The organism is Halostagnicola bangensis (genome assembly GCF_054653435.1).
Genome location: NZ_BAAIGG010000002.1, coordinates 1,469,157 through 1,491,342, shown reverse-complemented (window position 1 = coordinate 1,491,342; position 22,186 = coordinate 1,469,157). Strand labels below are relative to the sequence as shown.

Below are 22,186 nucleotides of genomic sequence, written 5' to 3'. Positions count from 1 at the left end.
CTCGGATTGGATGTTGGGATCTCTCGGTCGGAAACCTCTATCACATGTGGAACTATCACACGATGAGCAAGACGAACGTCTGCCACACGTCAGATGGTTACGTCTCGTTCATGTCAGACGTGCTTTCGTCATTAGATCTCGATGGGAAACAGGGGGGTTTCGCTCGAGCGCTCGCTCGTCGGTTTGACGACACTTATTTCCCCTCGAGTTCTAGTCCCCCATATGGACTGGCAACCGGACTGGGGGCTTCGCGCGCGAATGGGCCTCACGATGTTCCTGCTCTTCGGAGTATACCTGTTTTTCATCGTTGCACTCACGACCGCGTTCGGTGGGACCGCCTCGAGTCTTCTCCTCGTTGCGCTCCTATTCGGGAGCTTCTCGTTGATCCAATTCTTCTACAGCGACAAACTCACGCTGTGGAGTATGGGTGCCGAGGAGGTCGAGTACGAGGAGTACCCGCAACTACACGCCTCGGTTGACCGCCTCTCCCAGCAGGCCGACCTCCCGAAGCCGAAGGTGGCCGTCGTCGATTCGAAGGTGCCAAACGCCTTCGCGACGGGTCGCTCGCCGAGCAACGCCGTCGTCGCGGTGACGACCGGACTCATGCGAACGTTAGACCAGGAGGAGCTAGACGGCGTGCTCGCACACGAACTCGCCCACGTCAAGAACCGCGACGTCGCCGTGATGACCATCGCCTCCTTTCTCTCGACCATCGCCTTCCTCATCGTTCGCTTCGGCGGTCAGACGATGATCTTTACCGGCGGCGGACGGAGCCAGGGCGGCGGCAAGGGCGCGGCGGGGATCCTCGTCGCGATCTTGATCTCCTTGCTCGTCTGGATCATCAGCTACATCCTCATCCGCGCGCTCTCGCGCTACCGCGAATTCGCGGCCGATCGTGGCGCGGCGGCCATCACCGGCAACCCCGGCGCGCTCGCGTCCGCGCTCATGAAAATCTCGGGCGAGGTCGACAAAGTGCCCGACGAAGACCTCCGCGAGGAGGCCGAAATGAACGCCTTCTTCATCATCCCGCTGAAGTCGGGCATCGTCGGCCGACTGTTCAGCACCCACCCTTCGACGGAACGACGGATCGAACAGCTTCGGGATCTCGAGCGCGAGACGGCGACGGCGTGAACGGTTTGGATATAATCTGCCACATTATTCCACCTGTAAATAATCAATACAAATCAATGAATAACGTATCCACCTGCTGGATCAGCTCCAAGATGCTGTTCCTTCACTATACCAGAGAGAATACATGATTGGTGGAAATATACCTAAGCATTAGCTGATTGCCACCAGAACCGTCTGAAAATGGTCTATAAGAATTTGTTTGAGACAAAATGTGATGTTTTCTGATTGTGAGGAAGATTCGGGATGTTACAGAAGTTTTCGAAAGAAAGTTTTGTGTCGTGATAGTTGTTGAGGCCGGTCCTGTTCTGGTAGAGCCTGGATTTGTGCAAGTGCACTAAGTTGGGTGACCACGAGGTACAATTTGCGGTATTGCATAATCGTATCATGGTTGAATGGCCGGTGTCGTGTGTATGACCCATAAAGATGGTCACGAACGAGTCCCCGAACTTCAGAGTCAAGTGGTGCCCACTTGGACAGGTATTGCTCTGTGAGAACTAATTCGTACACACTATGTGCACTCCGGACTGCTCCCCAATCTAAAACGGTTTTAATTCCGCCTTGTCGGTTGAGTACCAGGTTCTTGGGACGATAGTCATAATGAATCGGAACTGGCTCGATCTCTGAAAGACCCTCGACAGCTTCAAAAACGAATTGACGGATATCTGGTTCAAGATCGGCGAACTCATTCAAAGGAACTCGATTCGATTCGACAGTGGACCGGAGCCACGCCGACCACGAGTCAGTATCGTAGTCAGTGACGATAATTTCTCCATTTTCGATACCGACGGGGCCAAGACCTGAGAGGGGGCCACAGTTATGGAGCATAGCGAAATGCTGTCCAGCATCGGTTGCAACCTGCGCAAGTAGTTCGCGGTCACTGACATCCCGACCCAGATCCGCGACAGGACGCTGTGTTGCCATCCCGGCTCCCAGGTGAACTGAGAATCAGCGGTGCAGAGGCTCAAGTGACTGTCCACACGTCAGATGATGCTCGGCTCAAACAAGGATTTTCCAGTCATGTCGAAGACGGTACGATTACCGGAACATCAGAATCAGGAGACGTTGTAGCTCGGTATGATGGCAACGTAGAGGAGATTGAACACGAGGGTGGGACAACCGTTGAGATCCAACCATCATCAAAGCGCATCGTCTGCGAAGCACCGGAAGATACGGATGTAACGTTCGAAGCTGAAGCCAGTGAGGCGGTTGTCTACGATCGTGAGGCACACTGGCAGGCAACTGTCTCCGTTGGGCCTGGGGAAACTGAAAAAATCAAGTACTACGGTCGTCCCACTACTGTATCGATTGATGAACTTGAGGTATCAATCGGTAACGAGGTATACGAAGATGCAGTCAATTCCGCCAAATTACAACGAGCGGCGGAGGCCGAACGAGCCACCTCCTTCGAAATCATTGACGAGGCAATCAATGGTCGAATCCGTCATGATGCGGAAAGTCTGTTTTTAGGCTCTGTTGCGGACGATGAACCGAAAGATACTGTGGCATTTCAAATCGACGATATTGATGATGGTGACCACGGAACAGCCTATCTTCATCGGGATCGATCCACTGACGAGACCGAGAGCGCGGGCTACGAGATTCAGTGGTTAACAGATAATGAGATACCTGAAACAGTCGAAATTAATAATTTACAAACAGAATTTGGAGCGAGCAGTGTTGGAACTGCATTCGAAACCAAAACCTTCGAACATGAAGAAATCTCGACTAACATCGCAGCTTCTGAGGAAACCAGTAAACAGACTTTTGAGGGAGGTGATGAAGTACAGCGCGTAGATACATCAGGAGTAGAGCCTCAGCTTATTCCCAGCATTCCAAGTTGGGTTCCGAGCATTCCGAGCGCCGATGATATCATTGACGCCTTCGGCGATGCCGTGAGTTCTTTTGCCGATCATGTTGGTACAACCCAAGATGAGGTAGCGGGTGCAGTCTCGACTGCTGTTGAAAATGCTCAGGACACGACAATTGAGGACATTATTATTGATAGTACTCAAATTATTTCCGACACGATGCATGGACTTATTCGATTAGTCGAAGAGTTTGAACAAAGAGGCTCCCAACGCGCTATTTGGGCTCTCAGGGCTGGGTTCGCCAATACACTATACTCATTAGGTTCTTCCGGTGCATTGCAGGAACTCGCAGACGGGAATTATAACTGCGGCGGTTGTATCGCTGTCATCGCCGTTACGGTTGGAGTCGGTCTTGGTGTTACCGCCTCTCTGACCTGTTCTGCATTAGGAATTGGGACGCTTGGACTTGGAGGGGTCGCTTGTACTACATTCTTTGGTGCAGTCTTTACATATGGTGAGACAATTTTGTTCTCGGAAGCAGAAGATATCTGTAGTGGGAATCATTCCCCGACAGATGTGAATGTCTGCTGAGAGAACTTCCTAGGTATAACAACTCGACCCAGTTCCTGTTTGGAAGGGCTGTATCTTCCAATGGATACAGGTGGACATTTATGCTGTAAGGTAAAAATAGATGTGTAGATGATGAAAGGGAAAATACTTTTAATACCGATTATATTAATATCGAATTTTGCAATCATTGGTGGCGCTGCCGTGTTCGGGTGGAGTCCGCTCACCGTTGTCGCCCTCTTTGTGTTCGACGCACTCCTCGGAGCTATTCGTATATCGGTCGAACGGTTGTTCGCTGGTAAACCGAGAGGTAATGCTCAAGTTCCAACGTATCCGATCTTTCCAACGCAACCAATTTATCACGGTGTGATTTATGAGAGCCTCCTCGACAAACGCGGTGTAATTCGTCTCCGTGACTGGATACCAAAACTCTATCCTCGGAATATCCCGTATGCCCTAGAATGGTGGGTTTTCATTGCAGCTTTCGGTTTCTGTCTCGGTATAACATGGCTTTCGTTCGGACCAATAGCTGGTACCATCGACGAATCTTTCGGGCTAGTACTGGCTCTGATTACCACTAGACACGTCTCGATTATCGTGATATGGCAGACCACAAATCAGTACGAACAGGCTTCAGCGCCAACAGTCCGACGTCGCCGCGAACTCCTTTTTTCGTTTGCTATCGCATTCATTGCTATTGTCTTTGTTGGCTCACAACCCGCAGGCAGTGCGATCATTGTTGCGGCGACAATCCCACTAGTCCCAAAACTCCTGTTTGATTTCCGCGAAGCTGGTATCGGTCCAGACTTGCTTGTATTCGATCCAAGCAGCGATACTGCGACGCAACCACTACCCATCCCGGCACGCGAGCCGCGTCACGTGTTTCAAAACGGCAGACGAGGAGTGTATAATACCGCTCTTTTTTTGGGTGTTCTGCACATGCTCGCTCCGGGATTGGCCATCATTGCCGTGTTCGGACTCATCGCAGTGTTTTCTCAGTCGCTTCTTGTCGGCCTTATCGGAGTTATAGCTACCCTCCTAATCGCACTGTCTATTGATTACGTCGCCATGTGGCTAGCGTATGGCAACGTTGAGTACCGCGTGTATGGTGAGGTACTCGTGGCATATGATCACTACCTTGAGGAGCCGCAGTGGGTTGTTTCGTCTAAAGATTTGACCACTATCACGACGAAACCGGAACCGCTCAAATCTCAGATCATTCCGTCCGTCAACGCACCCGTCGAAATTGAGTGTGCAACAGACGAGAGTTTCCGTCTTGAGTATCTCGACCAACCGGAGGAATTCGTGCGGAGCGTTCGCGGAACGATGACCGATCACTCAGCTGTGACGTAGCTATCTCTGACTATGGCTTGGGACACTTTCTGTTTCACTTGGAAAGAGCTGAGTACCATTAATAATTAAAAATAGCCAAATAAAATGATGAGATCTCGCAACCTTCTATTAGAATCTATCCTACTATCAAATATTGCGATTGTCGTTGGAGCTCTCAGTTTCGAATGGGGCCCACTTACCGTCCCCGTCCTCTTCGTGATCGATGCACTATTCGGAATCTGTCGAATATTGCTCGAGCGGTTGTTCGCCGGAAAACCGCGGGGCGATACCACTCCCCCGTTCGGGCCCTACGGCGAGTTCGAGAAGTTCTACGAGAATCTGCTGGATAAGCGTGGCACGATCCACATCGCAGATTGGATGCCGGGACTTTCGCCTGGAAACCTTCCGTTCGTGCTGGCACAGTGGGCCTCTCTTTTCGTGTTGACTTTGCTGTTCGTTGTGACATTGTACGTCGTTCCGCTACCAGAAGGGAGCCTCGATATTTCCCTCGTACTGCTCCTTCCATTGTTCGTCACAAAGCACGCCTCGACCGTTGCCACGTGGACAGAGGCAGGGCGTTACGAGCGAGCGTCGGTGACGACAGTCCGTCCTCGAGCGATCCTCTATACGGTTCTCGTCGGATTCCTTGCGTTTCTCTTTCTGGCTACACAACAAGACGCACACGTCGGGCAGATCGCGGCCGCAACGACGCTTCTGGTAGTGCCGAAACTACTGCTCGATTTCCGCGAGGCTGGCATCGGCCCGAATGCCCTCATATTCGATCCCAGCAGCGAGACGACGGCCTCATCGGTATCCGTTCCGCCGAGCGAGTCACGTTACGTATTCCTAACTGACAGACGAGCGGTATTCAGTCGCGCTCTTTACGTCGGGTGTCTGTACACAGTTTACCCGGGTCTTTTGCTCATCGGCGCAGTTGGACTGGTAGGCGTATTGCCATTCAATCTCGCGGTTGGTCCTGCAGTGGTCACGATCGCAATTGTCGGTACGCTCCTGCTCTCGCTGTCTGTGGTGGGCGTGGTCGTGTGGCTGGGACACGCTTTCCTCGAGTATCGCGTGTACGACGACTCGCTCGTCGCGTACGACCGGTACCTCGAGGAGCCACAATGGGTTGTTTCGTTCGAGGACGTCACGACCGTCGAGACGACCCCTCCCCCACTCGTGTTTCGGCATTTCCCCTTCGTCGACGTATCGATCAAACTCGAACGCATCTCGGACCAGTCCCTCCGGATCGAGTATCTCGAGCAACCACGGAAGTTCGCTCGAGTCGTCAGTGAGATGATGTCCGGGTAGTCGGTTGCTATACTGCCGGACAGAACGACGTGAAGATCGATAGCTCCGCTACGGCCGTCGCCGGTGGAGATGGCCGCGAATCGCCATCGACTTCGTATTGACTCTGTCCGACAGTATACGTATCCATCACCGGTACTAAGCGATGAGCTATGATCGGAATTGGAACGAGAATATGACGCTCTTCAGTGAGGAACTGTCCTCGAGAGACGGATTGTGATCATTTCACTCGGCGTCACCGAGCGGACATTCGTCATCGCACTCGGGCGCGTCGTCGAGGTGTACGTTTGCTTCGCGTGACGTTCCTTTCATCTCGTCGATCATCTCTCGAGTCCGTTTGGCTCGACGGCGATACCCCTCAGCGAGTTCCTCGCGGGAGATGGGTTTCTCGATGATGATTCGCCCGGATTCCCTTCGAACCTCGACTTCGTCGCCGCTCTGGATGCCCGACGCCTCTCGTAGTTCTTTCGGGATCGTGACCTGTCCTCGCGACCCCACGCGTTGGGTTTCCATCTCGGTCATATCACTTCATAGTAGGTTCGCGCCTATAACTGTACCATGCCTCGCTTGGGTTCTCGAGGAGTCTTTCGGCACGCTCTCCTGTCTCCTCATCACTCACTTCGAACGTGCACTCGAGTGCGCGCGTAAATGGATGACTTCTAAGGTAGTTCCCACGACAATACGGGTATGGGACTGCTGGATGGACTCCGATCCGTACTCGGCTTACGCGCCGAGTCCGACGCCAAGCGCGACGCCGACCCCGAGGACCTCTTCGGGATGAGCACGGCCTATCTCACCATGGAAGCCGAACTGGGCTACAAGTCGGCCGACATTGGTGCACTCTGTTTCTCCGGCGTCGACTCGAGCACCTTCCGCGAGGCCGTCTCGGAGGTCGAGGCGATCCTCGAGGCGGGCCGCGAAGAGACGGGAACCGAGTTCGAGGTCGCCGAGGACGATCACGGCTACCGGTGGGTGATTCTCGAGGAGAGCGATCCGGAGGATCTGATCACGAGCATGCACTTTGCGGCAGATACGTTCATCGAGCACGGCTACGGCTCGCGACTGCTTGCTGCCGTCTTCGCCTACGAAGGAGGTGCCACTGCCGACAGTGACGGCCCCGCATACTGGATTTACTCCTTCCGACGTGGCCGCTTCTATCCGTTTGCACCTCGCCCCGGTCGGGAACGCGACTCGAGCGCCGAGTTCAAGCTCGAGTCGGTGCTCGACGGGGAACTCGAGATCGAGCGCGAGAAGGAGTACTGGTACCCGCTGTGGCCGAGTTCGTCCGGAACGCACCCCTGGGAATGACCGGCCTCGCCCCGATCAGTCCGTAAAACCAACCGACGAGGCCAGCACGTGTCGTATCTATTATGACCTGTGAGTTGCAACGATTGGCCAGTGAGCGATTGGAACCAGTTCAGAAGCGATCACGAGAACTCCGGCCACCGGAGAGGGCCAGCCCTCGAGGAGCCGGAACGCCCAGACGCGGCCTGGGAGACCGAAATTAGCGGTTCGGTCGAGGCCGCGCCGGTGCTTGACCGCGATACCGTCTACATCGGCTCGAGCGCGGGGAACGTGTACGCGTTCGACAGGTACGAGGGTCGACGTCGGTGGGTTTTCGAGACGCAGCTGCCGATCGATTCGGCGCTCGCTGTCACCGAGGAGTCGCTGTTCGTCGTCGCATCCGACGGCACGGTGTTCGCACTCGAGCCGGAAACCGGGGAACTCCAGTGGGAGGGCGAAGTCTCCGGGAGCGTCGAATCGGCACCGACGTTCTCGCGTGGCGTCCTCTTCGTTGGCCACGACGAGGGCGTCTCGGCTCTCGCCGCCGAAACCGGCGAGGAACTGTGGGTTCACGAGACGGACGCCGGCGTCGTCGGGACGCCCGCGACGACGCCCGGATTCGAGACCAACCGCGTCTACGTCGGAACCTATCAAGACGAAGTCCTCGCGCTCGAGACGGCGTCGGGCGAGGAACTTTGGACGGCACCGATAAACGGCGCGGTCGTCGGCGGCCCGACGGCCGTTCCGGGCAACGGCGACGCGGAGCGAACCGAACCTGTCGGAACCGCCGAACGCACTTCCCCTGCGCTCGAACCAACCGCCTCCGAAGACGATGCCGCGGTCGGGAGCACTCCCTCACTCGAAGATGATTCCGTGCATGGAACTGACACCGCGAGCGGCACTGATACCGCAGTCGGAACCGATATCCAGCCCAGCGAGACGGCTGTCGACACGGCCGAGAACCAACAGCAGAGTCTCGCCGTCGACGGCGATATCGATGCTGGCTCCGGCGACCGCGTGTACGTCGCCGACGACGGCGGGCTCCTCGTCGCCTTGAACGCCGAAACGGGTCAGTCGTGGTTCACCTACGAGATTCAGGGGTCGTTTACGAGTGCACCGACGGTTACCGACGACAGCGTTTTCGTCGCCGCCTCGGACGGCTACCTCCACATCACCGACACGATGTTCGGCAAGCGGAAACTCCGCGGGTGGCTCTTCGCGAAAAAGGGGATCAACCTCGACGGCGTCGCGCGCTCGGAACCGGCCGTCGTCGGTGACACCCTCTGTCTCGGCGATTCGAGCGGTTCAGTCTACGGGATCGATATCGACGAACCCGACTTCGGCTGGCACTACCCGCTCGAGGAGGGCGTCTCGAGCGGCCCCGCGGTTTCTGACGGCTCGCTTTACGTTGTCACGGACGACGGCCAGCTCCGTTGTCTTTCCTGGCGGGACGACACGACGGGCTGGGATTGATTCACTTCACTGTCAGCCGCCAGCGATCGGTTCGTTCGCCGATTCTCTCTTGCCGGTTATACTCTCGGATACGAATCTGTTTACCCCGACGCAGTCGCGCACTTTCACTTTCACTTCCCTGTTAACGAGGCTTTATACGGGTACCGGCACAACGACTGAGTATGGCAGACGCAGACCTCGAAGCACTCCCTGGTGTCGGACCGGCAACCGCAGACAAACTCTACGATGCAGGCTTTGATTCTTTCCAGAGTCTCGCCGTCGCCGCTCCGTCGGAACTCTCGAATACGGCCGATGTGGGCGAGTCTACCGCGAGCGATATCGTTCGCGCGGCCCGCGACGAAGCTGACATCGGTGGCTTCGAAACCGGTTCGACGGTTCTTGAGCGACGAAACGAGATCGGCAAACTCAGCTGGCACATCGACGAGGTCGACGAATTGCTGGGCGGCGGTATCGAGACCCAGTCGATCACCGAAGTGTACGGCGAGTTCGGTGCGGGGAAGTCTCAGGTCACCCACCAGATGGCCGTCAACGTCCAGCTTCCGAAGGAAGTCGGCGGACTCCACGGGAGCGCCATCTTCGTGGACTCCGAAGACACGTTCCGACCGGAACGTATCGACGACATGGTTCGTGGCCTCCCCGACGAGGCGATCGAAGCGACCCTCGAGGACCGCGAAATCGAAGGATCACCTGACGACGAAGCCACGCTTGATACTCTCATCGAGGACATCCTCGAGAAGATTCACGTCGCAAAGGCATTCAACTCGAACCACCAGATGCTGCTCGCCGAGAAGGCCAAAGAACTAGCGAGCGAACGGGAAGACTCGGAGTACCCGGTTCGACTACTCTGTATCGACTCGCTGACCGCCCACTTCCGCGCGGAGTACGTCGGCCGTGGTAACCTCGCCGACCGACAGCAGAAACTCAACAAGCACCTTCACGACATCGACAAGGTTGGAAACCTCTACAACGCGGCCATCATCGTCACCAATCAGGTCGCCTCGAATCCCGACTCGTTCTTCGGCGACCCGACGCAGCCGATCGGTGGGAACATCCTCGGCCACAAGTCCACGTTCCGTATCTACCTCCGAAAGTCCAAAGCCGACAAACGGATCGTCCGACTGGTCGACGCGCCGAACCTCGCCGACGGCGAGGGCGTAATGCGCGTACAGGACGAGGGACTGAAGCCGGAGTAGTCGGAAGCTGGAACCGTCCCGACACACTCGGAACTGTTCGCTCGATTGTTGCTATTCACTCGCTCGAATTACCCAATGCCTCGAGCGCCGCCTGACGCATCTCCGTAACCTCCTCGATTTGTTCTTTCTTATCCTCGGGGTCCTCGAGCCCCTGCAACCAGTACAACGAACTGTAAAAGGCCACCAGCTTCCCGATCTCGGCTTCGGTCAGGAGACCGAGATCGCCCGCGGCCGACTCGTAGATAACCGGATTCTCGACGCTGGTCGTCACCCGTTCGTAGCCGCCGTCGTCGATAATCTCGTCGACGTGTTTGTACGCTCGAAGTTCCTCGCTGAACGCCTGCCGGAGCCGCTTCGTCGCGTCGCGCTCGCGTTTCCAGTACAGCAGGTACGAGCCGGCTGCCGTCGCTATCGCTCCGATGACTGCGCCGAGGACGAATCCGACCGCCGTTTCGACCATATCGGACGAACGGTCGTCTCGAGGGTAAGCTATCGGGTTGCAACGTCCCTTTCGACGACCGAGAACGAACTGCAAGTGGATCGGTGAACGGGGACAAAATCACGCCATCGAACCGGTTATGGTTGATGACGTGACGATAACCGGCCCAACGAACACAGGGTAGGAAAGCTCAGTCTTCAGTCGACGTCTTCGACTTGTCCAGTTCGCCGCGGTAGATTTTCGCCCCGTCCTGTGCGACCTTCTCGGCGAGGACGGCGCACTTGATCCGCATCGGCGAAATCTCGACGCCGAGCATGTCGATGATGTCGTCCCGATCCATCTCGAGTAGTTCGTCGATCGTCTTCCCCGCGAGTTTACCCGAAAGCATGCTCGCGGAAGCCTGACTGATCGCACAGCCGTCGCCGGAGAACGCGACGTGTTCGATCGTCTCCTCGTCGTCCTCGAGTTTGACGTCCATCTGAATCTCGTCGCCACACATCGGGTTCTCCCCGACGTGCGTGAAGGTCGGATCCTCGAGCTCCCCGTAGTTGCGGGGACTCTTGTAGTGGTCGAGGATCTGCTGTCGATACATATCCGAACCCATTCCCATGATTGAATACGGATACGGCTGTCTGCTGTAAAAGGATTCCGGGGCCGCGTCCGCCCCGAACGGCGCTCGGTTGTGTCTCGGCCACGGAAACCGAACGACTCGAGTACCGCTAATCGGTGTGGAGAGACGCTCGATCGATTCCAAAGAAAGAACGGTTGATGGTCTATGCTGTGTCCGAACCCTGGTCGGGATCGACCGGCGGGTTCAGGTAGCAGGCGTCGACGACGACCACGACGCCGACGACTGCTGCGGGCAACAGTGCGTACTGTACCGGAATAGCCAGTACGAACGCGGCGACCAGCGCAACCGCGAACGCGATCGGGATGATCCCGAGCGCGAGGTCGTATCGGGTCGCCGCGGTGAGAACGTCGACCAGGGTCTCGAACGGATCCCGTTTGGGAACGTCCTGTGGTGTCTCGTACATAGTTCTCACCTCGGCGATACCGAATACGTGACTGAAAGTGAAAAATTCCGTGTGAGGAGAATTGACATGCAGAGGGGCCGTCCGGCGATACTGTTTTTGGAAGTCCCGCGGTCGTATCACTCCGCCGACGACCGTGTTTGTCTACGCGAACAACTGGCGTGCATCATCAATCGCCGCAACCAACTTGTCGATTTCCTCGCGCGTGTTGTAGACGTAAAAGGACGCTCGAGCCGACGCTGCGACCCCCAGCTTGTCGTGGAGCGGCTGGGTACAGTGATCGCCGGCTCGGACCGCGACCGTGTGGTCGTTCATGATCGAGGCGAGGTCGTGGGCGTGGACCGACTCGAGGTTGAAGCCGACGAGGCCGCTTCGGTCGGGACCGGGTTCGGGGCCATAGATTTCGATGTCTCCCTCGGCCTCGAGCTGTTCGTAGGCGTACTCGGCTAACTCCTCTTCGTGGGCCTGAACCCGTTCCATGCCGATCTCCTCGAGGTAGTCGATCGCAGCCTCGAGACCGACGGCCTCGGCGATGGGTGGCGTGCCGGGTTCGAACTTCCAGGGGAGGTCCGCCCAGGTGGAGTCCTCAAAGGTGACCTTCCGGATCATTCCGCCACCGTAGAGGTAGGGCTCCATCTCCTCGAGTAGCTGTTTCTTTCCGTAGAGGACGCCGATTCCGGTCGGACCGGCCATCTTGTGTCCGGAGAAGGCATAGAAGTCGGCGCCGATTTCTTCGACGTCGACCGGTCGGTTCGGGACCGCCTGCGCACCGTCGATGAACGACAGCGCGTCGTGTTCGTGGGCGAGTTCGGTCAACTCAGTGACGGGGTTGACGGTGCCGAGCGTGTTCGAGACGTGGACCGCCGAGAGGATCGCGGTGTCGTCAGTGATGCACTCGCGTGCGTGGTCCATGTCGAGACGGCCGTCCTCGTCGATTCGAATGTACTTCACGTCCGCGCCCGTCTCGTGGGCGATCTGTTGCCAGGTGACCAGCGAGGCGTGGTGTTCCATCTCCGTGAGCACGACCTCGTCGCCGGGGCCGAGTTCGTTCAGGCCCCACGAGTAGGCGACGAGGTTCTCGCTCTCGGTCGTGTTCTTCGTGAAGATGACTTCTTCGCGGCCGCCGCTCGCGCCGATGAACTCGGCGACGCGGTCGTGGGCTCGCTCGTAGGCCTCCGAAGCCTCCTGACTGAGGTGGTGGATGCCTCGGTGGACGTTCGAGTTCGTGTAGCGGTAGTAGTCGCTCATCGCGTCGATAACCGGATCGGGGGTCTGGGTCGTCGCCGCGTTGTCGAGGTAGACCACCTGCTGGTCGTCGAACTCCCGCTCGAGAATCGGGAAGTCCGACCGGATACGCTCGATATCGAGCGTGCCGACGTTTCGTTGACTCATTGGTAAATAAGAGGGACTGGAGACAAAACACTCCTTCGGTCCACCCCCGTCTTTACGGAGTCGACGCTCGACCGGCCAGCTACGCCGATCTGATGGCGTCGGCGCGTTGTCTCCGATACTTTCCAACGAGGGCCCGCTCCTTCTCGAGTTGAAACCCTGGCTGTCGAATTATAACGCACAATGTGGTAGGGCCCGCACGATGGTTGCAATCCGCACGTCCGATTTGACGAAACGATACGGCGACTTGACTGCAATCGCCGATCTCGACCTCGAGGTTCGAGAGGGGGAAGTGTTCGGGTTTCTCGGCCCAAACGGGGCCGGCAAGTCGACGACGATCAACACGCTGCTGGATTTTACGCGCCCGACCGAGGGGTCGGCAACGGTACTCGGCTACGACGCTCAGGAGGAAGCGGATCGGATCAGTCCTCGCGTCGGCGTCCTTCCCGAAGGATTCGATTGCTACCCTCGATTGACGGGTCGCCGCCACGTCGAGTTCGCGATCGAGACCAAAGGCGCCGACGACGATCCAGACGACCTTCTCGAGCGGGTCGGATTAGCTCCCGAGGATCGTCGTCGCCGAGCGGGCGAGTATTCGACGGGAATGCGCCAGCGACTGGCGATGGCGATGGCGCTCGTCGGCGACCCCGATCTGTTGATCATGGATGAGCCTTCCTCAGGGCTCGATCCACACGGAATCCGCGAAATGCAAGAACTCGTCCGGAGCGAGGCCAACCGAGGGACAACCGTCTTCTTCTCGAGTCACATCTTGGAGCACGTCGACGCAGTCTGTGACCGAATCGGCGTGTTGAACGACGGCCACCTCGTCGCGGTCGACACGATCGAAGGTCTGCGCGAATCTATCGGCGGCGGCGCGACGATGACGCTTACCCTCGCGGACGCCGATGAACACGCTCGAGAGACTGCCGCGTCGATCGAGGGCGTTACCGCGGCCTCCGTCTCCGGGCAGACGCTCGAGTGCTCCGTCGTCGATCCACTGGCGAAGGCGACAGTCGTCACGGAACTTACGCGGACGGGCGCGACGATTCACGACATCCGAATCGAGGAGGTGTCCCTCGAGTCGCTGTTCACGACGTTGACGAACGGTGATAGTGAGCGAGCCCAGCGTTCGCACATTGCTTCCGAGGATACCACCGAACCTGTGACCCAGAACCCGGACAGCGAGGTGGCCGGATGACGTCACATATCGCCACCGTCGCTCGAAAGGATTTCGCCGATGCTGGACGATCGAAATTGCTCTGGGGAATAGTCGGATTGTTCGTCGGCATTGTTGTCATCGGGTACGTTGCTATCTGGGCTACTCTCGATGACGTGGTCGCCTCCGAAGCGCTCGGTTTCCTCAACTTTCCGATACAGGTTGTCCTGCCGGTTGCCGCACTTATCGTCGGCTATATGGCCGTCGTCGGCGAGCGCCAATCGGGAAGCATCAAGCTCCTGCTCGGGCTTCCACCGAACCGGATCGACATCGTGCTCGGCAAATTACTCGGGCGAATCGGCGTCGTCGTGGTCGCTATTGTCATCGCGTTCGTCGTCGCGTTCGTCCTCAGCTTGGTTCTGTTTCGGTCGGTCCCGTTCACCGACTGGCTCGCGTTCGGCGCGCTCACCGTGTTATTTGGAATCACGTTCGTCGGGATGGCTGTCGGGGTCTCTGCGAGCGTTTCCTCCCGCGGTCGATCAATGGCTATCGTCGTTGGGATCTACATGGTGTTCGTCGCCCTCTGGGAACTCCTCACCGCCGGTACGTACTATCTCATCTACGACGAGGGGCCACCCCTCGAAGTGGAAACGTGGTACCTACTGATCGATCAGTTCAATCCAATATTCGCATACACGAACTTCGCGAATTCCCTCGTCGACGGTGGTATCTTTCCCTTCCAGTTCCAGTACGGACTCGAGTCCACCGAAGCCTACCAGCTGACGCCGGCCGAGCGCTACGCCGGATCGGGAGACGCACCATTCTTCTTACAGGAGTGGTTCGGCATCGTCGTTCTCCTGTTCTGGCTCGTCGCCCCCGTCGCTATCGGGTATTATCGATTCCAGAGAGCGGAGCTGTAAGTCGCGCCATCGACTTCTCGACCGCAGCTATCTCCTCATCGACCGCGGCCATCTCACATCCGCAACAACTGCGCGTGGACCGTCTCACCGACCTCGAGCACGTTCGCTTCGTCGACAATCCCTTCGTCGATCGCGAGGTCGACCGACTTCTGACCAACGATGTTAGCGACGGTCGCTCGAGCGAGGCTGTGTGCGACCGCCTCTTCGTCGGCGTCGTCGCCACCGTAAAACTCCTCGGTGACAGTCAAGGAAAAATCATCGCTTTCGAAGGTTTCTCCGAGTACTGCCCGGTCACAGACGGCGACGAGCAACCCCTCCGGCGTCTCGCGTTCCGTCACGAGCATGTCTCTCTCAGATTCCATCGGTGGTTACGACTACTCCTGTAGCTGCTGGCGCTCTTCAACGAGTCGCTCCTCGGCGCTCTCGCGCATCTCGTTGGCCTCCTCGGCGATCTCTTCTGCTTCGTCGTACTCGCCCAGTTCCTCGAGGATTCGCGCCTTCTCCTCGAGAACCTGTGCGTTTCGCAGTCCGAGACGAATCGCATTGTCGATGCAGTTGTGGGCCTCCTCGGCGAGCCCCCGTTCGGCGAGGAAAAAGGCACGATTGAACCACGCCTGTGCGAATCGCTCGTCGATTTCGACGGCCCGCTCGGCGTGCTCGAGTGCCTGTGCGGTCTCGCCGAACTCCCAGAGTGCGTAGGCCAGGTTCGTCTCCGCACTCGCCGCGTGCTCGCTCTCGTCGTCGATTCGAAGCGCCTCCTGGTGGGCACCGATCGCCTGATCGTACTCCTCGAGTTCCGAATGGGCGACACCCTTGTTCACCCACGCCTCCTGTTCGACGAGGTCGTCTTCGGCGAAGTTGGCCGCCCGTTCGAAGGCTTCGGTTGCCTGCTCGTGGCGGTTGATCCGCATGTAGCTCAAGCCGACCTCGAGCAGTTCTTCGGCATCGACGTCCTCGCTCCCGATATTCCGTTCGTCTAGGAGGTCGGTGACGGCTCGGGAGTCGACTGGGTCGACTTTCGTCGGATCGACGCCGAGCTCGGGCGGGTCGAGATCGAACTCGTCGTACGACTGGTCGATCCCTTCCCCCTCGGAGTACTGATGTTCGGGATCTCGGTCGTTCTCTCGTTCGGTCATTGCAATTTTTTGGCGGCGACGACTGTTAAGACCTGCGACCCTCGCCAACCGAGAATTCCTCAGTGCACGCTTTACCCCGCGAGGAAAACGGGACGACGCTGGTTTCCTCTCGAGCGTCGCGGCTCCCCGTTCGTTGAATACCCTCCCCACCGAATCGCTACCCATGCGACTGTTCGTCAGCATCGACCTTCCCGAGACACTCACGGAGTCTGTCGCCGATCTCCAGACGGCACTCGAGGACGCCAGCGGGCTGAACTTCGTCGATCCTACCCAGGCGCATATCACGCTCAAATTCCTCGGCGATGTCAACGAAGATCAGGTCCCGAAACTCGAATCCGAACTCGAGGCCGCCGTCGCCGATGCCAACATCGACCCGTTTACCGTTCGATTCGGCGGCCTCGGCGTCTTTCCGGACCTCGAGTACATCAGTGTTGTCTGGCTGGGCGTCGAAACGGGCGGCGATCAGCTCCGTCGGTTACACGAAACGATCGAAGCTCGAACGACGGCGATGGGCTTCGAACCGGAGGAACACGATTTCACACCACATGTTACGCTCGCGCGAATGGAACACGCAGGTGGGAAGGATTTGGTGCAGGAGACGGTTCGAAATCGAGATCCAACTATCGGCGGAATCCGTGTTACGTCGGTTCGGTTGACCGAGAGTACGCTTTCGCGGGACGGACCGCGCTATTCGACGGTCGAGCGTTTGTCGCTTGGCTAGTTGATCTTGTCGGAGTAGCCGATTTTCGAGTACTCGAGTTCGTTGCTCGCCGATTTCGGTGGAAGTAGGGGGGTCGCGTCCCCACCGGAAGGCCGCACAGTAACGCAAGCGCGTCTTTGATTACCACCGGCAGTTTACTCGTCGTATGGATTTGGCGGTATTACGTGAAGATATGGTCGACGGGCTCGAATCCGCGGCCAAAGGGATCCTCACCGACAACGACATCGGCGTCGCGATGCGTGAGGTCCCTCGTCACGAGTTCTTCGACGACGAGCAGTTGGCGTACGCCGATCGGGATACCGACTGTCTGGGAACGCGAATCCTCGCCCCGAGCGTTGTCGCCCGCTTGCTACAGGTTCTTTCTCCGGAGGCGGACGACGACGTCTTGATCGTCGGTGCCGGCGTCGGCTACACGGCGGCCGTCACCGCCGAACTCGTCGGCGAGACGAACGTCCACGCGATCGATATCGCTCGCCCCGTCGTCTACGAGGCGCGAACGAACCTCGAGAACGCGGACTACGAAGGCATTCTCGTCGACTGTCGGGACGGCGCGTACGGACTTCCGGAGTACGCACCGTTCGATCGAATTCTTCTCGAGGCGGCCGCGGTTTCCCCGCCGCAAGCGCTTCTCCAGCAGTTGGCTGACAGTGGCCGTCTCGTGTATCCACAGGGGAGCCACACCCAACGGCTGACGGCCGTTTCGGCCGACGGGTCACCGGTGGAAGTTGAACGTGGTGCCGTTTCGTTCGATCCGCTATTGGTCGAGGGTGAACAGTCGGGTGCCGTCGAGCGAAACCGAACCGCTCGAGAGGATCGCGAACACGCCGTTCGACACGCCCAGTCTCGCCGGGGCTGGGAACAGGAGTGGATCGAGTGGGACGACGCGATCAGTCCTCGGTCACGATGATGTCGTTGTTCGCCTGCTCGTCGACGTAGTCGGTGCTCGTCGGCGGATGGACGTCGACCTCGAGCGTTCCCGTTCCCTGCCCCTGTCTGATTTCGGGCTCGAGGTTCAGTATGGTGGTCCCGTCGCTGTCCGTTTCGTTATCTACAGTTTCATTGATCGACGCGCTCCCGCTCGAGACGATGACGGTCGCGCCTTCGACATCGTTTCCGTCTTCGCCGATAACGGTTATATTGACGTCTTCTTCCGTACCCGCGGGAATCGTCGTCGGATCGATTTCGACGTCGACTTCGGTCTCCGAGAGCGTTCCAATGCCGCTGAGCATGTTCATCATGATCCCGAGGCAGGCAACACCGACAACGAGTGCGATGACGAGCCGAATCGGCAGTCCTTCGATCGCTCGATCGTCCTCGTGAAATCGTGAGAGCGTTCGCATACGCCGTTTGGAAGACTATTGGTATATAAACTCACGTCTGGCTCAGCGTGAGCGGATCGTCTGTTCGTGTTCCATTGTCTCCGTCTGCTCGAGCGGTCAACTACCCACCCTAAGCGCTATAATGAATTAGCTAAGTTCTGGGAATGGGGTCTACCCCACTTATCGGCAGCTGGGGCCTGTAGTGGTACTCCCTCGTACAGCTGTTCCCAATACTTCTCTCGATCATTAAAGCGCTTAGGGTGGGGCTTGTCCATGAACTCGGCCTCGAACCCTCCGAGTGGGCGTTGAAATGAGGAGATCACTCGAACGAGATCAGCATCTTCAGAACTCGAGAAGCCCGTAAGACAACAAGCTGGTTGCTCACGAGGTTGAATTTCGAGAGAGCGCCTGAGGCGGGATTTGAACCCGTGCGTAGACGTTCCGGGCATGCGGCCTCACTTCGTTCGACCGTTCCGGGCGGTGCGACTACTTGTATCCAAATCCCTTGTTAGGTTTTCGAGAAAAAGCGACTCGCTTCGCTCGTCGTATTAGTTCTCGAAAAAGCGCCTGAGGCGGGATTTGAACTACGGTCGCACGACCTCGCTTCGCTCGGCTGCGTGCTCTTTAGTTCAAATTCCTTATGCCGTCGTTCCCGCTCACGAAGACGAGCACACGCTACGCGGTGCTCGTCAAAATTGTTCGCGGAAGAAGACGCCCGAGGCGGGATTTGAACCGAAGGAAGACGGTCCTGCTCGGCTCGAGGAGCCTGCACGGGCTGCGACTTCCAGGATTCAAAACCCTTGTGTGCGTTTCGCTGATGCTGTCACTCGTTCGTCGTTACACTCCTCACTCATGATGTAGCGTCAGCAGAAAACGCCCGAGGCGGGATTTGAACCGAAGGAAGACGGTCCTGCTCGGCTCGAGGAGCCTGCGCGGGCTGCGACTTCCAGGATTCAAATCCCTGTCTGTGTTTTCCTACTTTCAGTCTTCGCTCGTCACAGAAGCTCCTCGCTCAGAAGTTGAAAGTAGGAAAACGCCCGAGGCGGGATTTGAACCCGCGTCACAACCGTGACAGGGTTGTATGATGGGCCACTACACCACCCGGGCACCTGACAATCATTCCTTTCCCGGTGATGGTATTAAGGCTTTCCAATCGAGGGCCGCGTGGTAGTGCGAAACGGGGATGTCGAGGCAATTCTCGAGCGTTCGAACTTGGCTTTCCGTTTGCTCCGCTCCCGCCTCTCCTATTCCGGAGAAATTTGACGTCATAGCTACCAGTCCCTAAGAGGTGCACCCCTCCACTACGACCATAACCGGGGTCGCTACTTTTGGAGGTGGCCATCGATGATGTTGGTGCGGATCGAACCCGCGCGTTCGGACTTGTGTTGTTGTTTGCGGTCGGAATGCAACTTTGGATCACTACCTGGATCGGGGGTTATGAACTACAGGTTCTCACCGCTCTGCTAACGATGGGACTCACACTCGCCGCGGTCGTGGTGCTCTTTCGGTCACTCGAGGGGATCGCCAGCGATGGCTAACCCGGCCAGTCATGATCGATTGCGTTTCGTTCAGGGACTCGCCATACTGCATTGTAGCTGGATAGTTGATGATCTCAGTTCTCGTTTGCTACACTGTTGTTCGCTCGAGAAGTAGAATCAGGTACGGCTCGAGGTGGAATTTGGACCCAGTAGAGCCGTTCCGGGCTACGGTCTCACTGGCTCACGACTTCGCCGGTCACTCACGAGTATACAAATCGAAAAAGCGACTCGCTTCGCTCGTCGTATTAGTTCTCGAAAAAGCGCCCGAGGCGGGATTTGAACCCGCGTCACAACCGTGACAGGGTTGTATGATGGGCCACTACACCACCCGGGCACCTGACAACCATTCCTTTCACGGTGACACTCTTAAGGATTCTTACTCGGTCGCTGTATGGTAGTGGCTCTCGAGGAGGGTCGTTCCTCCAAGAAAAATCAACGAAACAACAGTTCCCAAAAGGGATTTAACTGATAACGGGGTATTTTGGAGTGTGAACGGCTACTCCGGTCAGGTTTGGCCGGCCGGATAGCGCTACGCTTGCGTCCGACTTAGAAACTCTTAACTGCCTGCCGCCGATACGTCTCTGTAGTATCTCGTGACAGCAGCTTCTCTCCCCATAGCCCAGCACAACCCATGGTAGACGTAAGCCAACACGAACTCGTTCCAGAGCACACTATCCTCGAGGACGATGTCCTCGATGAAGTACTCGACGAGTACGACATCGACCGTACAGACCTGCCGAAAATCAAACGCAACGACCCCGCACTGCCCGACGACGCGGAGACCGGGGACGTAATCAAAATCGTTCGGGATTCACGAACGACTGATCAAGCGGTAATTTACCGACTCGTGGTGGAATAAATGGCAACAGAACTTAACAGAGAAAAACGACGGGACATTTCGCGCGAATATTTCTCGAGGGAACGACTCGCAGAACACCACTACCGTTCGTTCAACTCCTTCCTTAACCGGGGGATGCAGCGGGTGGTCGACGAGAAGGAGACGATCGACACGGACATCGGCGACAAGGAAGGCGAGGAACCGGTCCACGTCGAACTCGGTGACGTCCGCGTCGTCACGCCCCGCGTTCGGGAGGCCGACGGCTCCGAAGAGCTACTCTACCCACAGGAGGCTCGACTCCGGAACATCACCTACTCCGCGCCGGTCTTCATGGAGATGTCCATCGTCAAGGGCGAGGAGGGCGACCAGCGGGTCGTCGACTCCACGGAGACGAAGATCGGTCGGATGCCGGTCATGGTCGGCTCCGATAAGTGTAATATCGCGGGCTTTTCCGATCAGGAACTGATCGACATCGGCGAAGACCCCGCCGATCCCGGTGGCTACTTCATCGTCAACGGCTCCGAGCGCGTGCTGATGACCAGCGAGGACCTCGCACCGAACAAGATCCTCGCGGAGTATGACACCAAATACGGCGACGAGATTCAGGTCGCCAAGACGTTCTCCCAGCGCCGTGGCTATCGCGCACTCGTGCTGTGTGAACGGACGCGAGACGGACTGCTCGAGGTTTCGTTCCCATCCGTATCGGGCTCGATCAACTTCGTCACGCTCGTCCGCGCGCTCGGCCTCGAGTCCGACGAGGAGATCGTCCACAAGGTGTCGAACGACCCCGAGGTCGTCAAGTACATGCTCGAGAACCTGGAGGAAGCGGAAGTCCAGAGCGAAGAGCAAGCGATCGAGGAACTCGGGAAACGCGTCGCCTCCGGTCAGGGCAAGAACTACCAGCTCAAACGGGCGAACTACGTCATTGATCGGTACCTGCTTCCCCACCTCCACGAGGACGGTGTCGAGGAAGAAGACGTCCGAATCAACAAGGCCCACTACCTCTGTCGGATGGCCGAGGCGTGTTTCGAGCTCGCACTCGACCGCCGAGAATCCGACGACAAGGACCACTACGCGAACAAGCGACTGAAGGTCAGCGGCGACCTGATGAAGGATCTGTTCCGAACTGCGCTGAACAAGCTGGCCCGGGACGTGAAGTACCAGCTCGAGCGTGCAAACATGCGAAATCGTCAGTTGTCGGTCAACACCGTCGTGCGATCGGATGTGCTCACCGAACGCCTCGAGCACCCGATCGCGACGGGGAACTGGGTCGGCGGTCGTTCGGGCGTCTCTCAGCTGGTCGACCGAACCGACTTCATGGGAGTTCTTTCTCACCTCCGCCGTCTGCGGTCGCCGCTTTCGCGGTCGCAGCCACACTTCGAGGCGCGGGACTTACACGCGACCCAGTGGGGTCGCATCTGTCCCTCGGAGACGCCGGAAGGACCGAACTGCGGACTGGTGAAGAACTTCGCGCAGGCGATGGAACTCTCCCAGAACGTCGAGGACGAACAGGGACTCAAACGCGAACTGGCATCGATGGGGGTCGAAGGAATTCCGGGCCTCGAAGGCATCGAGCGTACGACATCGCCAGCAGACGACTAAC

At 57.7% G+C, this 22,186-nt stretch carries 23 protein-coding genes and 2 tRNA genes; 14 read left to right on the top strand and 11 right to left on the bottom strand.

What is annotated here, in order from left to right:
• The first annotated feature begins 222 nt into the window (after positions 1 to 222).
• The gene (htpX, locus tag ACYQ14_RS09105; RefSeq protein ID WP_459887294.1) at positions 223 to 1,131 is read left to right on the top strand and encodes a zinc metalloprotease HtpX; all 909 of its coding nucleotides are present in this window, start codon (positions 223 to 225) and stop codon (positions 1,129 to 1,131) included.
• A gap of 246 nt (positions 1,132 to 1,377) precedes the next feature.
• Here the strand turns inward: htpX and ACYQ14_RS09100 are convergent, their stop codons facing one another.
• Positions 1,378 to 2,052 (bottom strand): phosphotransferase, encoded by a 675-nt coding sequence (locus ACYQ14_RS09100; RefSeq protein ID WP_459887293.1) that lies wholly within the window; start codon positions 2,050 to 2,052, stop codon positions 1,378 to 1,380.
• A 44-nt stretch (positions 2,053 to 2,096) separates the two neighbouring features.
• Here ACYQ14_RS09100 and ACYQ14_RS09095 point away from each other — a divergent pair, with 44 nt between their 5' ends.
• The 3 genes from ACYQ14_RS09095 (at position 2,097) to ACYQ14_RS09085 (ending at position 6,149) form a co-directional block, all read left to right on the top strand.
• Positions 2,097 to 3,530, top strand: a complete 1,434-nt coding sequence (locus ACYQ14_RS09095; RefSeq protein ID WP_459887291.1) for a hypothetical protein — start codon at positions 2,097 to 2,099, stop codon at positions 3,528 to 3,530.
• 108 nt (positions 3,531 to 3,638) lie between these two features.
• On the top strand, positions 3,639 to 4,859 hold the full coding sequence (locus ACYQ14_RS09090; RefSeq protein WP_459887289.1) for a hypothetical protein: 1,221 nt from the start codon (positions 3,639 to 3,641) through the stop codon (positions 4,857 to 4,859).
• 195 nt (positions 4,860 to 5,054) lie between these two features.
• A complete protein-coding gene (locus ACYQ14_RS09085) occupies positions 5,055 to 6,149 on the top strand; it encodes a hypothetical protein (RefSeq protein WP_459887287.1) in 1,095 nt (364 codons plus the stop codon).
• A gap of 222 nt (positions 6,150 to 6,371) precedes the next feature.
• On the opposite strand, the gene ACYQ14_RS09080 is transcribed toward ACYQ14_RS09085, so the two are convergent.
• The gene (locus tag ACYQ14_RS09080; RefSeq protein WP_459887286.1) at positions 6,372 to 6,668 is read right to left on the bottom strand and encodes an AbrB/MazE/SpoVT family DNA-binding domain-containing protein; all 297 of its coding nucleotides are present in this window, start codon (positions 6,666 to 6,668) and stop codon (positions 6,372 to 6,374) included.
• A gap of 165 nt (positions 6,669 to 6,833) precedes the next feature.
• Here ACYQ14_RS09080 and pspAB point away from each other — a divergent pair, with 165 nt between their 5' ends.
• The 3 genes from pspAB (at position 6,834) to radA (ending at position 10,096) form a co-directional block, all read left to right on the top strand.
• Positions 6,834 to 7,454: a PspA-associated protein PspAB gene (gene pspAB / locus ACYQ14_RS09075; protein ID WP_459887285.1), complete on the top strand. Its 621-nt coding sequence runs from the start codon at positions 6,834 to 6,836 to the stop codon at positions 7,452 to 7,454.
• A 90-nt stretch (positions 7,455 to 7,544) separates the two neighbouring features.
• Positions 7,545 to 8,903 (top strand): outer membrane protein assembly factor BamB family protein, encoded by a 1,359-nt coding sequence (locus tag ACYQ14_RS09070; protein WP_459887283.1) that lies wholly within the window; start codon positions 7,545 to 7,547, stop codon positions 8,901 to 8,903.
• Between the two features lie 161 nt (positions 8,904 to 9,064).
• Entirely contained in the window at positions 9,065 to 10,096 is a 1,032-nt protein-coding gene (gene radA / locus ACYQ14_RS09065) for a DNA repair and recombination protein RadA (protein ID WP_283836770.1), read from the top strand.
• Between the two features lie 55 nt (positions 10,097 to 10,151).
• On the opposite strand, the gene ACYQ14_RS09060 is transcribed toward radA, so the two are convergent.
• The 4 genes from ACYQ14_RS09060 to ACYQ14_RS09045 all read right to left on the bottom strand — a co-directional run bounded on the left by ACYQ14_RS09060 (position 10,152) and on the right by ACYQ14_RS09045 (position 12,958).
• Positions 10,152 to 10,556 (bottom strand): hypothetical protein, encoded by a 405-nt coding sequence (locus tag ACYQ14_RS09060; protein WP_283836771.1) that lies wholly within the window; start codon positions 10,554 to 10,556, stop codon positions 10,152 to 10,154.
• Between the two features lie 169 nt (positions 10,557 to 10,725).
• A complete protein-coding gene (gene sufU, locus ACYQ14_RS09055) occupies positions 10,726 to 11,145 on the bottom strand; it encodes a Fe-S cluster assembly sulfur transfer protein SufU (protein WP_459887280.1) in 420 nt (139 codons plus the stop codon).
• A gap of 163 nt (positions 11,146 to 11,308) precedes the next feature.
• The gene (locus ACYQ14_RS09050; protein ID WP_459887278.1) at positions 11,309 to 11,569 is read right to left on the bottom strand and encodes a DUF8015 family protein; all 261 of its coding nucleotides are present in this window, start codon (positions 11,567 to 11,569) and stop codon (positions 11,309 to 11,311) included.
• Positions 11,570 to 11,710: 141 nt separating this feature from the next.
• A complete protein-coding gene (locus ACYQ14_RS09045) occupies positions 11,711 to 12,958 on the bottom strand; it encodes an aminotransferase class V-fold PLP-dependent enzyme (protein ID WP_459887276.1) in 1,248 nt (415 codons plus the stop codon).
• 199 nt (positions 12,959 to 13,157) lie between these two features.
• Between ACYQ14_RS09045 and ACYQ14_RS09040 the strand changes: the two genes are divergently transcribed.
• Positions 13,158 to 14,153: an ABC transporter ATP-binding protein gene (locus ACYQ14_RS09040; protein ID WP_459887274.1), complete on the top strand. Its 996-nt coding sequence runs from the start codon at positions 13,158 to 13,160 to the stop codon at positions 14,151 to 14,153.
• A complete protein-coding gene (locus ACYQ14_RS09035; protein ID WP_459887272.1) occupies positions 14,150 to 15,031 on the top strand; it encodes an ABC transporter permease subunit in 882 nt (293 codons plus the stop codon). Before ACYQ14_RS09040 ends, ACYQ14_RS09035 begins: the two co-directional genes overlap by 4 nt.
• 53 nt (positions 15,032 to 15,084) lie before the next feature.
• Here ACYQ14_RS09035 and ACYQ14_RS09030 read toward each other — a convergent pair whose 3' ends face one another.
• Together ACYQ14_RS09030 and ACYQ14_RS09025 are read right to left on the bottom strand one after the other, a co-directional pair.
• Positions 15,085 to 15,375 carry a DUF424 domain-containing protein gene (locus tag ACYQ14_RS09030; RefSeq protein WP_283836962.1) on the bottom strand — a complete coding sequence of 97 codons (291 nt, stop codon included), beginning with the start codon at positions 15,373 to 15,375 and terminating at the stop codon, positions 15,085 to 15,087.
• A gap of 30 nt (positions 15,376 to 15,405) precedes the next feature.
• Complete coding sequence (locus ACYQ14_RS09025) at positions 15,406 to 16,167, bottom strand: tetratricopeptide repeat protein (RefSeq protein ID WP_459887270.1); 762 nt, start codon at positions 16,165 to 16,167, stop codon at positions 15,406 to 15,408.
• Between the two features lie 163 nt (positions 16,168 to 16,330).
• On the opposite strand from ACYQ14_RS09025, the gene thpR reads away from it, so the two are divergent.
• Both thpR and ACYQ14_RS09015 read left to right on the top strand, forming a co-directional pair.
• A complete protein-coding gene (thpR, locus tag ACYQ14_RS09020; protein ID WP_459887268.1) occupies positions 16,331 to 16,888 on the top strand; it encodes an RNA 2',3'-cyclic phosphodiesterase in 558 nt (185 codons plus the stop codon).
• Between the two features lie 145 nt (positions 16,889 to 17,033).
• Entirely contained in the window at positions 17,034 to 17,795 is a 762-nt protein-coding gene (locus tag ACYQ14_RS09015) for a protein-L-isoaspartate O-methyltransferase family protein (protein WP_459887266.1), read from the top strand.
• Here the strand turns inward: ACYQ14_RS09015 and ACYQ14_RS09010 are convergent.
• Positions 17,776 to 18,228 (bottom strand): DUF7382 domain-containing protein, encoded by a 453-nt coding sequence (locus ACYQ14_RS09010; RefSeq protein ID WP_459887264.1) that lies wholly within the window; start codon positions 18,226 to 18,228, stop codon positions 17,776 to 17,778. The genes ACYQ14_RS09015 and ACYQ14_RS09010 overlap by 20 nt on opposite strands.
• A gap of 1,013 nt (positions 18,229 to 19,241) precedes the next feature.
• Positions 19,242 to 19,314: transfer RNA gene (locus ACYQ14_RS09005), tRNA-Asp, on the bottom strand.
• Positions 19,315 to 19,541: 227 nt separating this feature from the next.
• Here ACYQ14_RS09005 and ACYQ14_RS09000 point away from each other — a divergent pair.
• The gene (locus ACYQ14_RS09000; protein WP_459887262.1) at positions 19,542 to 19,745 is read left to right on the top strand and encodes a hypothetical protein; all 204 of its coding nucleotides are present in this window, start codon (positions 19,542 to 19,544) and stop codon (positions 19,743 to 19,745) included.
• A gap of 261 nt (positions 19,746 to 20,006) precedes the next feature.
• On the opposite strand, the gene ACYQ14_RS08995 is transcribed toward ACYQ14_RS09000, so the two are convergent.
• Positions 20,007 to 20,079 (bottom strand) — tRNA-Asp (locus tag ACYQ14_RS08995).
• 297 nt (positions 20,080 to 20,376) lie between these two features.
• Here ACYQ14_RS08995 and ACYQ14_RS08990 point away from each other — a divergent pair.
• Complete coding sequence (locus ACYQ14_RS08990) at positions 20,377 to 20,604, top strand: DNA-directed RNA polymerase subunit H (RefSeq protein WP_459887260.1); 228 nt, start codon at positions 20,377 to 20,379, stop codon at positions 20,602 to 20,604.
• Entirely contained in the window at positions 20,605 to 22,185 is a 1,581-nt protein-coding gene (locus ACYQ14_RS08985; protein WP_283836782.1) for a DNA-directed RNA polymerase subunit B'', read from the top strand.
• Position 22,186: the final 1 nt, after the last annotated feature.

Bases quoted from the DNA above. Each gene is read 5' to 3' on its own strand.
- ACYQ14_RS09025 (WP_459887270.1), bottom strand. From the start codon at position 16,167: ATGACCGAACGAGAGAACGACCGAGATCCCGAACATCAGTACTCCGAG.
- ACYQ14_RS09080 (WP_459887286.1), bottom strand. From the start codon at position 6,668: ATGACCGAGATGGAAACCCAACGCGTGGGGTCGCGAGGACAGGTCACG.
- pspAB (WP_459887285.1), top strand. From the start codon at position 6,834: ATGGGACTGCTGGATGGACTCCGATCCGTACTCGGCTTACGCGCCGAG.
- ACYQ14_RS09030 (WP_283836962.1), bottom strand. From the start codon at position 15,375: ATGCTCGTGACGGAACGCGAGACGCCGGAGGGGTTGCTCGTCGCCGTC.
- ACYQ14_RS08985 (WP_283836782.1), top strand. From the start codon at position 20,605: ATGGCAACAGAACTTAACAGAGAAAAACGACGGGACATTTCGCGCGAA.
- htpX (WP_459887294.1), top strand. From the start codon at position 223: ATGGACTGGCAACCGGACTGGGGGCTTCGCGCGCGAATGGGCCTCACG.
- sufU (WP_459887280.1), bottom strand. From the start codon at position 11,145: ATGGGAATGGGTTCGGATATGTATCGACAGCAGATCCTCGACCACTAC.
- ACYQ14_RS08990 (WP_459887260.1), top strand. From the start codon at position 20,377: ATGGTAGACGTAAGCCAACACGAACTCGTTCCAGAGCACACTATCCTC.
- ACYQ14_RS09090 (WP_459887289.1), top strand. From the start codon at position 3,639: ATGATGAAAGGGAAAATACTTTTAATACCGATTATATTAATATCGAAT.
- ACYQ14_RS09015 (WP_459887266.1), top strand. From the start codon at position 17,034: ATGGATTTGGCGGTATTACGTGAAGATATGGTCGACGGGCTCGAATCC.
- ACYQ14_RS09050 (WP_459887278.1), bottom strand. From the start codon at position 11,569: ATGTACGAGACACCACAGGACGTTCCCAAACGGGATCCGTTCGAGACC.
- ACYQ14_RS09045 (WP_459887276.1), bottom strand. From the start codon at position 12,958: ATGAGTCAACGAAACGTCGGCACGCTCGATATCGAGCGTATCCGGTCG.
- ACYQ14_RS09100 (WP_459887293.1), bottom strand. From the start codon at position 2,052: ATGGCAACACAGCGTCCTGTCGCGGATCTGGGTCGGGATGTCAGTGAC.
- thpR (WP_459887268.1), top strand. From the start codon at position 16,331: ATGCGACTGTTCGTCAGCATCGACCTTCCCGAGACACTCACGGAGTCT.
- radA (WP_283836770.1), top strand. From the start codon at position 9,065: ATGGCAGACGCAGACCTCGAAGCACTCCCTGGTGTCGGACCGGCAACC.
- ACYQ14_RS09060 (WP_283836771.1), bottom strand. From the start codon at position 10,556: ATGGTCGAAACGGCGGTCGGATTCGTCCTCGGCGCAGTCATCGGAGCG.
- ACYQ14_RS09040 (WP_459887274.1), top strand. From the start codon at position 13,158: ATGGTTGCAATCCGCACGTCCGATTTGACGAAACGATACGGCGACTTG.
- ACYQ14_RS09035 (WP_459887272.1), top strand. From the start codon at position 14,150: ATGACGTCACATATCGCCACCGTCGCTCGAAAGGATTTCGCCGATGCT.
- ACYQ14_RS09010 (WP_459887264.1), bottom strand. From the start codon at position 18,228: ATGCGAACGCTCTCACGATTTCACGAGGACGATCGAGCGATCGAAGGA.